Here is a 7,719-nt window from a genome sequence, read left to right on the forward strand (position 1 = left end):
GACGGATCGGGGGAAGCCGATGGACGAGGTGTCCGCCGAGCGGCCGGGCGCGGCCACGGCCGCGCCCGTGCCCGGCGGGGGCGATGGCGGTGCCGGCGGCGCTGACGACGGCCAGGTCATCCGCACCCGCGCGCTCACCAAGCGCTACCGCGGCGGACAGCTCGCCGTCGACGGCCTCGACCTGGCCGTCCCGGCGGGCAGCGTCTTCGGCTTCCTCGGTCCCAACGGCTCCGGGAAGACCACCACCATCCGCATGCTGATGGGCCTCATCGAACCCACCTCCGGCACGGCGCACGTCCTGGACAGGCCCATGCCCCGGTCGGCGCGCACCGTGCTCCCGCAGGTGGGCGCGCTGATCGAGGGGCCCGCCCTGTACGGCTTCCTCTCCGGGCGGGACAATCTGCTGCGCCAGGACGCGGCCGACCCGACCGCCGATCCGCGCACCCGCCGCGCCCGCGTCGCGGCGGCACTGGACCGCGTGGGCCTGACGGCCGCGTCCGGCAAGAAGGCCCGCGCCTACTCCCTCGGGATGAAGCAGCGCCTCGGCCTCGCCGCCGCGCTGCTCCGGCCACGCAGGCTGCTCGTCCTGGACGAGCCGACCAACGGCCTGGACCCGCAGGGCATGCGGGAGATCCGCTCCCTCGTGCGGGAGCTGGCCTTGGACGGCACGACGGTCTTCCTCTCCTCCCATCTGCTCGACGAGATCGAGCAGGTGTGCACCCACGCGGCGGTCATGGCCCACGGCAGACTGATCACCCAGGGCGCGGTCGCCGAGCTGGCCGCCGGGGCGCGCGGCCGGCTGGTGGTCACCACCCCGGACACGGCGGACGCGGCCCGGGTCCTGAAGGAACAGGGCATCGGCGACCTCGCCGTCACCGACGGCCGGGTGACCGGCGAACCACCGGCGGCCGACCTCGCCGAGGTGAACGCGGCCCTGGTGACGGCGGGCGTGCGCGTCCGCGGATTCGGCGTCGAGCGGGCCTCCCTGGAGGACGCGTTCGTGGCACTGACCGGGGAGGGATTCGATGTCGCGGGCTGAAGCGGCGGACCTGGCCGCACCCGGGGCGGGCACACCGGCCCGGCCGAACCCGCTGTGGTCGCTCGGACTGCTGCGCAACGAGCTGGCCGTCACCTTCCGGCGCTGGCGCACCCTCGCCCTGCTGGGCGTGCTGGCCGCCGTGCCGATCCTCGTCGGGGTGGCCGTCCGGATCGAGACGGGCGACGGTTCACGGGCGGCGGGCGGGGGCGGCGAGGGACCGGCGTTCATCGCGCAGATCACCAACAACGGCCTGTTCCTGGTCTTCACCGCCCTGGCCGCGACCCTGCCGTTCTTCCTGCCGCTCGCGGTGGGGGTGGTCGCGGGCGACGCGATCGCGGGCGAGGCCGGCTCCGGCACCCTGCGCTATCTGCTGGTCGCCCCCGCCGGACGCACCCGCCTGCTGCTCACCAAGTACGCCACGGTGCTGGTCTTCTGCCTGGCCGCCACCCTGGTGGTCGCCGTCTCCGCGCTCGCCGTGGGCGCGCTGCTCTTCCCGCTGGGCGGCCTGACGACGATCTCCGGCACCCAGATCACCTTCACCGAGGGGCTGGGCCGGGCCCTGCTCATCGCCGTGGTGGTCGCCCTCTCCCTGACCGGTGTCGCCGCTCTCGGCCTGTTCGTCTCCACCCTGACCAACAGCGGTGTCGCGGCGATGGCGACGACCGTCGGCCTGCTGATCACCGTGCAGATCGTCGACCAGATACCGCAGCTGCACGCCGTGCAGCCGTATCTCTTCCCGCACTACTGGCTGTCCTTCGCCGATCTCATGCGCCAGCCGGTCTACTGGGACGACCTGGTGAAGAACCTGGAGCTCCAGGCGCTGTATGCGGCGGTGTTCGGCTCGGCGGCGTGGGCCCGGTTCACGGCGAAGGACATCACCGCCTAGCTGGCGGCGGCCGTCCGTCCGCGGCTGCGGGGGCCCGTCCGTACGGGGTCAGCGGGCGGCTCGTGCCGTGCCGGTGAGCCGGGCCAGCGGCTCCGCCTCGCGCGGCGGCGGGCCGCTGAGGTCGCCGAGCCGCCAGGCCGCCACCCACGGCACGCGGTGCACATCGACGACGGACTCGATCGGTTCAAGACGCTGCGCGAGCGGGCGCGGCAGCCTTCCGGGCGCGTCCGCGACGAGCACCACGGAGTCCAGGTCGAGCCCGGCCGGTGCCCCGCCCCCGCGGAACGCCTCCAGCGCCCGCACCACGGCGTCGAGACCGGCCGCGTGGGTGCGGGCGACGAGCAGCACCGAGCGCGGTGCGCCGGGCGCGGGCCAGTCGCGTCCGCAGTCGTGGCCGCCGTAGACCGCCGCGAGCGTGGTCGTACCCGCGCCGCCGTGGGTCGCCACCCAGGAGTAGCGGCGGGGCGAGGCATAGGAGGGTGCCGTGCCGGGCGGCTCGGCGGACACCGGCCCGCGGATCCATATCTCCGGTCCCTGCTGCATGTCTGTTCGCATGCCCGTTCCCTCCGTGGTCACCACGACGATCTTGGCGCTCGCCGCGTTACTCCGGTCACAGGTCAGCGGTTCCTGGTGCGAGTCTGTGACGTCGCGGTGACGTGGAAACCGCAGGCGAGCAGCGACACTCGACAGTACGCGCAGGGCCGGATGGCACGCATCCGAGTGAGGGAGCCGATGTACCGACTGAGCCGCGAGAAGAAGCGGGAACAGAAGCGCGCCGCGCGCGCGGCGACGACCGTGGCGGCACCGATCGCCGTGCACGTGCCCGTGCCCACGGCCGGATCCGGGGACGGCGACGGCGGGGGAGCCGGGGCCTGGGCCTCGGTCGCCGGGGTGCGGGTCGACCCGGCGCCCGGCGAGGAGATCCAGCAGACCGTGCTGAACCACCTCCACCGCATCGCCCTCACCACCGGCCGTCCCGTCCTCGCGACGGTCACCGACGAACGCATCGGCTACGTCGTCCCGCTCCGGGTCCACGGCGACGGCTCCAGCACGTTCACGGCCCAGCCGCTGCGCACCGCGCCGCCCCCGCTGGAGCCCGTCCCGGAAACCGGCCACCGGGAACAGGGGCAGCAGCGGGAGCGGCGGGAGCGCTACGAGACGAACCGGCCGCTGCCGGACGAGGGCCCGACCCACGTCCTGCGCCGGCTCCCGCGCCCGTCGGGGGAGCCGCGACCGGCATCCGGGCCGCGCTCGGGCCCGCGATGGGCGACGGAGGCACGGGGAGCACAGAGGGCGTCGGAGCCGTCGCCGACGTTCGTGCTGCGCCCCGCGCGCGACCTGCCGGACGGCGACCGGCCGGACCCTGCCCGGACAGCGGACCCGACGGCAGACCCGACGGCAGACCCGACCGCCGGACCGACCGCGGGCCCGACCGCGCATCCCGCTCCGAATGCGAATGCGAATGCGAATCCGGATGCGGCCTCGGATGCGGCACCGGCCCCGGTCCTGCCGCCCGGCACGGCGGTGGCCCCCACGGGCAGCTTCGGCCCGCCGCCGGTGATGGACCCGGAGCGTCCCGCGACCACCGGTACGCGCCCGGCCGTCGTGCCGGGCCCCGCACCCGAACTCGCGGAGCCCGCGCCGCTGCCGGTCTCCGTCCCCCGGCCCGCCGTCGCCCCCGTCATCGACCCCGAGTCCGTCACCGGCCTCGACCCGGACCCCAGGCCCACCCCCGCGCGCGGCTTCGACGCCGTGGCCGAGGCCGTGCTCGGCGACGATCCCCGGACCCTGGCCGGTGAGGGCGGCGCCGTTCTGCTGGCCGAGCCCCTCGCCCAGGTCAACGAGGCGGTGCGCGCCGGGCAGATCGAGGAGGCGGCGGCCCTGGCGGAGCGCACGGTCGCGGAGGCGTCCGGCACGCTGGGCGCGACGCATCCCGAGGTGCTGCGGGTGCGGGAGCTGTCGGCGTACATCGCCTATCTGGCCGGTGAGCCCGAGCGCGCCTTCACGCTCTCGCTCGACCTGGCCCGTATCCACCGGGCGGCGGACGACGCCGAGGGCGCGTACGGCAACGTCCGCAGCGCGGCCACCGCCTGGCGGGGCGTCCGTGATCCCGAGGAGGGGCTGCGTCTGGGCGGCGAACTGCTCGGCCTGTGGACCGAGCTGGCCGCCGAGGACGGTCCGGCGGCCGAGGACATCGAGGAACTGGAGTCCGCCCGCATCCGTATGGAGCGCCTCACCGAGCGGGCCGGCAGGCGGTCCGGGGCCAGTGACCCGGCGACCCGGTGACTCAGTGGCTGAGTGGCTGAGCGGCTCAGTGCACGCAGAACTCGTTGCCCTCCGGGTCCGCCGTCACCACCCACTGCCCGGCGGGCTCCTTCAGCGCGCCGTACTGGAGCAGTTGCCCGACGAGGGCGCTGTTGTCCTCGGGTTCGTAGTGCAGCGCGCCCGCCCAGAAGTCGGCCTGCGCGTGCGGGTGGGCGGCGTCGATGACGAGCACCGTCCGTGACGCGCTGTTCCTGCTCACCGCCGACCGCGCGCACGGCCGGACGACGCCCTGACGGGCCCGCGTCCGGCCCCCGAGCCTGCTCGGCCGGTCTACGCCTCCATCGCGCCCGTGGCCGACCGCGCACCCTCGGCCGCAGCGTCGAGTGCCGGTGCCGGTGCCGGTGCCGGTGCCGGTGCCGAGTCCGACGCCTGTGCCTGCGCCGGTACGGCGTCCGCCAGTGGCGCGGGCTGTCCCGCCACCGCCCTGCCCGCCGCGGCGAGTGCCGCGCGGGCCTGGGCCGCCCGGCGGGCCGCGCGCAGCCCGTCCCAGGTCAGCAGGGTCAGCGCCAGCCACACCAGGGCGAACCCGGCCCAGCGCTCGGCCGGCATGGACTCATGGAAGTAGACGACGCCGAGCAGGAACTGGAAGACCGGCGCCAGGTACTGGAGCAGCCCCAGCGTGGACAGCGGCACCCGGATCGCCGCCGCGCCGAAGCAGACCAGCGGCAGCGCGGTGACGACGCCGGTGGAGGCGAGCAGCGCGGCGTGCCCGGCGCCCTCGCTCGCGAAGGTCGCGCCGCCGTGCCCGCCCAGCCACAGCAGATAGCCGAGCGCGGGCAGGAACTGCACCGCGGTCTCGGCGGCCAGCGACTCGACGCCGCCGAGGTCGACCTTCTTCTTCACCAGGCCGTAGGTGGCGAAGGAGAAGGCGAGGCAGAGGGAGATCCACGGCGGCTGGCCGTAGCCGACGGCGAGCACCAGCACGGAGGCGGCGCCCGTGGCGACCGCCGCCCACTGCACGGGCCGCAGCCGCTCCTTGAGGAGCAGCACGCCCATCGCGATGGTGACCAGCGGATTGATGAAGTAGCCGAGGGACGCCTCGACGACGTGCCCGCTGTTCACGGCCCAGATGTAGACGCCCCAGTTGACGGTGATCACCGCGGCGGCGATCACGATGAGGCCGAGCCTGCGCGGCTGGCGCAGCAGTTCCCCGGCCCAGGCCCAGCGCCGCACGACGAGCAGCGCGGCGACCACGAACACCAGGGACCACACCATCCGGTGGGCGAGGATCTCCATCGCCCCGGCGGGCTTGAGCAGCGGCCAGAACAGGGGCACGAGGCCCCACATCCCGTAGGCCGCGAAGCCGTTCAGCAGTCCTGTGCGCCGCTCGCCGGCCGACTTCTCGCTCACGGACCCTCCTTCGTGGCATGCCCGGCCGCCAGGCCGCGCGGCCGCGTCCCGGCGCGGCCAGCACGAAGGTAGCGCCGGGCACCCCCGTCTGTCATGCCCGTATCGCCATACGGTCATGACAGGCGGAGGCGCCCGGCGCGGGAACGCCCGGTGGGTCAGCCCTTGAGTCCGGCGCTGATCGCCTCGGCGAGCGGGGTGGTGGGACGGCCGGTCAGCCGGGACAGGTCACCGCTGTCGACGACCAGTTCGCCCTTCTCGATGGAGGCGTCCACCCCGGCGAGGATCGCCGCGAACGCCTCGGGCAGCCCGGCGCCGGTCAGGACCGCCTGGAACTCCTCGACGGAGACCTCGCGGTAGACGATCTCCTCGCCGGTCTGCCGGCTCAGCTCCGCGGCGAACTCGGCGAAGCCCCACGCCTGGTCGCCGCCCAGCTCGTACGTCTTGTTCTCGTGGCCCTCGCCGGTGAGGACCGCGACGGCGGCGGCCGCGTAGTCGGCGCGCGACGCGGAGGAGAGCCGCCCGGCGCCCGCGGCGTGCACGACGGCGCGGTGCTCCAGGGCGGGGGCCAGGTTCTCGGTGTAGTTCTCGTGGTACCAGCCGTTGCGCAGCAGGGTGTACGGCAGACCGGAGGCGAGCAGGGCCTCCTCGGTGCCGCGGTGGTCGTCGGCGAGGGCGGCCTTCAGGCTGCCGGGGGCGCTGGTGTAGGCGAGCAGGGCGACACCGGCGGCCTTGGCGGCGTCGATGACGACCTGGTGCTGCTGGACGCGGCCCTTGTCGAACTCGTTGCCGGAGACGAGCAGCACCTTGTCGCCGGCGGCGAAGAGGCCGTCGAAGGTCTCGGGCGCGTTGTAGTCGGCGACCGCGACGCGCACACCGCGCTCGGCGAGGTCGGCGGCCTTCTCCGGGGTGCGGACCACGGCGGTGACCTGCTCGGCCGGAACCTTCTCCAGCAGCTGCTCCACGACCAGGCGGCCGAGGTGTCCGGTGGCTCCGGTGACGACGATGCTCATGAGGGGATCTCCTTGTGGGTGGCTCTGGCAGCCACCCTAGGAGTGACGCTAACCAAAAGAAAGTACCCACTTTGAAGTAAGGTACCTATATGACAGTAAGCGCAGTGACTGGTGCCGCGTCCCGGACCGTGAGCGCCGAGGCGATGTGCCCGTACCGGCTCGTCCTGGAGCACGTCACCAGCCGCTGGGGCGTGCTCGTCCTGATCGAGCTGCTGGAGCGGCCGCACCGCTTCAGCGAGCTGCGCCGCGCCATCGGCCGGGTGAGCGAGAAGGGCGTCAGCGAGAAGATGCTCGCCCAGACGCTCCAGACCCTGGAGCGCGACGGCCTCGTCCACCGCGACGCCCGGCCCGTGATCCCGCCGCGCGTCGACTACTCCCTGACCGGGCTGGGCCGGGAGGCCGCCGAGCAGGTGCGCACCCTCGCCGAGTGGACCCACCGCCGCATGCCGGACGTGGCGCGGGCCAGGCAGACGTACGACGAGGCCCGGACGGAAGCCGTCCGGGCCTCGTGAGGAAGCGGCTCGTCCTCAGCCGACGACGGTCCAGGTGTCGTTGCCTGCGAGGAGGGCGGCCAGGTCGCCTGTGCCCTGTTGCTGTGCCGCGGTGTCGAGCTGGTCGGCCATGAGGGTGTCGTAGACCGGGCGTTCGATGTCGCGGAAGACTCCGACGGGGGTGTGGTGGAGGGTGTCGGGGTCGGCGAGGCGGGAGAGGGCGAACGCGGTGGTCGGGGAGGCGGCGTGCGCGTCGTGGACCAGGATGTCGGCCTCGTTGTCCGGGGTGACGGTGACGACATGCAGGTCGCCGGTGGTCCGGTCGCGTACGACGCCGCGTTCGCCGTCGGTGCCCAGGCGGATCGGCCGGCCGTGTTCGAGGCGGATCACGGCCTCGGCGGCGCGCTGTCTGTCCTTGAGGGCGTCGAAGGCGCCGTCGTTGAAGATGTTGCAGTTCTGGTAGATCTCGACGAGGGCGGTGCCGGGGTGGGCGGCGGCCTGGCGCAGGACCTCGGTGAGGTGCTTGCGGTCGGAGTCGAGGGTGCGGGCGACGAAGGTGGCTTCGGCGCCGAGGGCGAGGGAGACGGGGTTGAAGGGGGCGTCGAGGGAGCCCATCGG

At 74.2% G+C, this 7,719-nt stretch carries 8 protein-coding genes and 1 pseudogene; 4 read left to right on the plus strand and 5 right to left on the minus strand.

The annotated features are described in order from the left end of the window. Positions 1–19 precede the first annotated feature (19 nt). Entirely contained in the window at positions 20–1,039 is a 1,020-nt protein-coding gene (locus ACWDYF_RS30620) for an ABC transporter ATP-binding protein (RefSeq protein ID WP_381736763.1), read from the plus strand. After that, positions 1,026–1,925, plus strand: a complete 900-nt coding sequence (locus ACWDYF_RS30625; RefSeq protein WP_389470768.1) for an ABC transporter permease — start codon at positions 1,026–1,028, stop codon at positions 1,923–1,925. The genes ACWDYF_RS30620 and ACWDYF_RS30625 overlap by 14 nt, the downstream gene beginning before the upstream one ends. A gap of 48 nt (positions 1,926–1,973) precedes the next feature. Here ACWDYF_RS30625 and ACWDYF_RS30630 read toward each other — a convergent pair whose 3' ends face one another. After that, the gene (locus ACWDYF_RS30630) at positions 1,974–2,480 is read right to left on the minus strand and encodes a DUF6668 family protein (protein WP_037873718.1); all 507 of its coding nucleotides are present in this window, start codon (positions 2,478–2,480) and stop codon (positions 1,974–1,976) included. 177 nt (positions 2,481–2,657) lie between these two features. Between ACWDYF_RS30630 and ACWDYF_RS30635 the strand changes: the two genes are divergently transcribed. Continuing rightward, positions 2,658–4,211, plus strand: a complete 1,554-nt coding sequence (locus tag ACWDYF_RS30635; protein ID WP_389470765.1) for a tetratricopeptide repeat protein — start codon at positions 2,658–2,660, stop codon at positions 4,209–4,211. Between the two features lie 25 nt (positions 4,212–4,236). Here the strand turns inward: ACWDYF_RS30635 and ACWDYF_RS30640 are convergent, their stop codons facing one another. From ACWDYF_RS30640 to ACWDYF_RS30650, 3 genes are all read right to left on the minus strand, one after another. Beyond that, the gene (locus ACWDYF_RS30640; protein WP_389470762.1) at positions 4,237–4,449 is read right to left on the minus strand and encodes a hypothetical protein; all 213 of its coding nucleotides are present in this window, start codon (positions 4,447–4,449) and stop codon (positions 4,237–4,239) included. Between the two features lie 71 nt (positions 4,450–4,520). Beyond that, a complete protein-coding gene (gene rarD / locus ACWDYF_RS30645) occupies positions 4,521–5,537 on the minus strand; it encodes an EamA family transporter RarD (protein WP_389470983.1) in 1,017 nt (338 codons plus the stop codon). A 218-nt stretch (positions 5,538–5,755) separates the two neighbouring features. Continuing rightward, the gene (locus tag ACWDYF_RS30650) at positions 5,756–6,610 is read right to left on the minus strand and encodes an SDR family oxidoreductase (RefSeq protein WP_037897383.1); all 855 of its coding nucleotides are present in this window, start codon (positions 6,608–6,610) and stop codon (positions 5,756–5,758) included. Positions 6,611–6,699: 89 nt separating this feature from the next. Here ACWDYF_RS30650 and ACWDYF_RS30655 point away from each other — a divergent pair, with 89 nt between their 5' ends. Next, positions 6,700–7,122 carry a winged helix-turn-helix transcriptional regulator gene (locus ACWDYF_RS30655; protein WP_051115874.1) on the plus strand — a complete coding sequence of 141 codons (423 nt, stop codon included), beginning with the start codon at positions 6,700–6,702 and terminating at the stop codon, positions 7,120–7,122. Positions 7,123–7,137: 15 nt separating this feature from the next. On the opposite strand, the pseudogene ACWDYF_RS30660 reads toward ACWDYF_RS30655, so the two are convergent. Next, positions 7,138–7,719, minus strand: a pseudogene (locus ACWDYF_RS30660) (2-oxoacid:ferredoxin oxidoreductase subunit beta); the annotation flags it as partial.

The sequence above is a fragment of the Streptomyces sp. NPDC003284 genome, from assembly GCF_053589675.1.